The organism is Streptomyces flavofungini (assembly GCF_041028215.1).
Classification (GTDB): domain Bacteria; phylum Actinomycetota; class Actinomycetes; order Streptomycetales; family Streptomycetaceae; genus Streptomyces; species Streptomyces flavofungini_B.
Window position 1 is genome coordinate 1 of sequence record NZ_JASKYR010001005.1, and the last position, 2535, is coordinate 2535.

Consider the following 2535-nt stretch of genomic DNA (forward strand, 5'->3'; position numbering starts at 1 on the left):
GCACAGACGGGCGGGGTGCGGGGGCCGTCGTCCGGATTCATCCGTCATCTCCTGTACTGACGCGGGCCAAGGGGTACGTGGGTGGTCCTGGCCGCTCGTCGGAGGGCCGGTAGGCGGACGCCTGGAGCGCGTACAGGCGCGCGTACCGACCCTGGCGGGCGATCAGGTCGTCGTGGGTGCCCTGCTCCACGACCTCGCCCCGTTCCAGAACGACGATCACGTCGGCATCGCGCAAGGTGCCCAGGCGGTGCGAGATGAGCAGGCTCGTCCTGCCCTGCCGGTGGGCACGCAGCGACCGGTGGATCTCGTGCTCCGCCGCCGCGTCGAGCCCCGCCGACGGCTCGTCGAGGATCATGAGGTCGCGCCGGTCGCGGACGAACGCCCGCGCCAGGGCCAGGCGTTGGCTCTGGCCGCCGGAGAGCATGACACCGGTCGCCGGGTCGGCCTTGTCCCGCTCGGCGAAGAACATGCGGGACAGCAGCGTGTCGTAGCCCTGGGGCAGCGCGCTCAGCACGTCGTGGACTCCGGCGCTCTTCGCCGCGTCCCGTATCCGCCCGGGCTCGTCGAGGGCGCCGAGATCGCCCTGCGCGATGCTCTCGGCGGCCGTCAGGTCGTACTCCATGAAGTCCTGGAAGACGGCGCTGACGCGGCGGCGCAGGGCGGCTATGTCGGCGTCGCGCAGGTCGACGCCGTTCCACAGGATGCTGCCGCGGGTCGGGTCGTAGAACCGGCACAACAGCTTGACCAGCGTGGACTTGCCCGAGCCGTTGAGCCCCACCAGGGCGATGGCCGACCCCGCGGGCAGCCGCAGGCTGACGCCGCGCAGCGCCCAGGGGTGGTGGGGCGAGTAACGGAACCACACGTCACGCAGCTCGACGCAGTCCCGCAGCGGGGGCAGGGCGTGCGGCTGGGCGGCCATGGGCAGCTCGGGGCCCGCGCGGACGACGGCCTGGTAGTGGCCGAAGAGCAGCAGGGCGTGGTGGGCCCCGGCGAGGTCGCCCGCGAACGTGGCCAGGGCCGCCTGCACCCCGGCCACGGCGGCGAGGAAGACGGCCACGTCACCGGGGGTGAGACCACCGGCACCCGCCGCCCGTACCGTCCAGAGCAGTCCGGCGCCCGCCACCACGGCGGCCAGCAGGCCGAGGCCGCAGCGCAACCGGGCCTCCTGGCGGTCGACGGCCCTGCGGGCCGCGTCCGCGCCCCGCCTGCTGCTGATCATGCGGTTCCGCAGGAAGCCGCCGGTGCCGAAGAGACGTACCTCCTTCGCCGCCTCCACATTGGCCAGCAGACCCATGTAGAAGAACTGGCGCCGCTCGTCGGGGCCGATGTCCCAGACGGTGGCCGCGCGTCGGCGCGACAGCATGAGCTCGCCGACCAGCGAAGGCACTGCGGCGAGCAGGACGAGTGCCATGGTCGGCGGACTGATGACCAGCAGCGAGCCGAGGAATCCGGCCACGGTGAACACCGAACGCACCGCTCCAAGGCCCCCGTCGACGGCCTGCGTGGCGGCCGGTGAGGCCACGACGGTCTGCTGGGCGAGCCGCAGCCGGTCCAGGAAGCCGGGGTTCTCGAACCGTTCGAGCCCGGCGAACCGGCCCACCGCCCTGAACAGCTCGTCCTGCGCGAACAGGCCGACCCTGCGGTCCATTTCGGTCCGCAGGTAGTGCGCCAGATGCGGCAGGGCCCCGGTCGCGAGTCCGGTGGCCACGAGCACCAGCGCCGGGAGGAGCAGGTCGTGCGCGGTCGCCCCGGCCGCGAGCCGGTCGACGATGAGCTTGACCGACCAGGCCGTGACGACCGGGAAGAGCCCGGTGGCCAGCGCGGGCACCGCGTACAGCAGGAGCGTCCGCCCCGCCGCCCGCACCACGAGCCGCAGGGCACTCAGGGCCAGACGCGGCGGAGAGGGCATGCTCATCCTTCCCTTGATCCCTTACGCGGACACCGTGTTCAGTACGTGGCGACGGCCGGGCGCTCCACGTCGACCTCGTCGGTCATGACGAGGAGGCGGCCGTCCGTGCTCCGGTTGACCTTGAGGACGACCGGGAAGCCCCGCACCTTGCAGGCGTTCGCGACGGCCTCGGCGTCCCGCCCCGTCACCACCCGGGCCACGGGCGCCAGCGCCGCCACACCGGGCGCGGCGGCCTCCGCGTCCTCGGGGGTGTCGGCCGTGACCACGGCGATCACCTGCTCGCGCCCGCGCGGCACGCCGCGTGCGTACTCGATGAACTTGGGCAGCTTCTCCTTGCACGGGCCGCAGCTCGGCGAGAAGAACGCGACGACGGTCTCGCTCTCGATCATCGCGTCGTGCACCGGTTCGCCCGCCACCGAGGTCGCGGAGAATCCGCCGACCTCGTCGCCGGGTCCGAGCGACATACGGCCTCCGCCCCGCTCGGAGAGCAGCGCGGTGTGCTCCTGCAGGCGCTTGATGACACCGATGGTGAGGATCAGGTCGAGGGTGCACAGCACACCGACCAGGACGACGGTGGCGATGAGGATGGGCACGGGCGTCTCCCTTCGGACGGGACTCTCACGGGA

General features: G+C 72.7%; 2 protein-coding genes. Both read right to left on the bottom strand.

Annotated features, from left to right (window positions below):
* Positions 1-37 precede the first annotated feature (37 nt).
* Positions 38-1909, bottom strand: coding sequence for an ABC transporter ATP-binding protein (locus AB8Z36_RS37670; protein WP_369217879.1), 1872 nt, complete (start codon positions 1907-1909; stop codon positions 38-40).
* A 38-nt stretch (positions 1910-1947) separates the two neighbouring features.
* The gene (locus tag AB8Z36_RS37675; protein ID WP_440582111.1) at positions 1948-2502 is read right to left on the bottom strand and encodes a TlpA family protein disulfide reductase; all 555 of its coding nucleotides are present in this window, start codon (positions 2500-2502) and stop codon (positions 1948-1950) included.
* Positions 2503-2535 lie beyond the last annotated feature (33 nt).

Bases quoted from the DNA above. Each gene is read 5' to 3' on its own strand.
- AB8Z36_RS37670 (WP_369217879.1), bottom strand. From the start codon at position 1,909: ATGCCCTCTCCGCCGCGTCTGGCCCTGAGTGCCCTGCGGCTCGTGGTG.